This window comes from Pseudomonas sp. 1152_12, from assembly GCF_052850675.1.
The window spans coordinates 1-228 of record NZ_VXCW01000072.1; the positions used below are offsets into that span (position 1 = coordinate 1).

A 228-nucleotide genomic window follows, 5' to 3' on the forward strand; every position below is an offset into this window, starting at 1 on the left:
AGTCAGGCGGGCGAGGGGGTCGTAGTGGTAGTGGTGTTCACCTTTGCGGGTGTCGAGCAGGCGGGTCAGGTTGCCGGTTTTGTCGTAGTCGTAGTGGCGGCGATAGAGGTCATGGTTTTCTTGAGTTACCGCGTGGGCGTGTAGGCGGTTTTGTTCGTCGTAATCGTAGTGGCTGAGGAGCTGGCCTTGTTGGCGCTGGCGTTCGCGGCCGGTTTTGAACAGGTGAGA

The 228-nt window shown here is 59.2% G+C and carries 1 protein-coding gene; it reads right to left on the bottom strand.

Annotated features, from left to right (window positions below; genetic code table 11):
• Nucleotides 1–228, bottom strand: a 228-nt coding sequence (locus FW764_RS28165; protein ID WP_446436733.1) for a hypothetical protein, incomplete at both ends; no start/stop codon positions are given.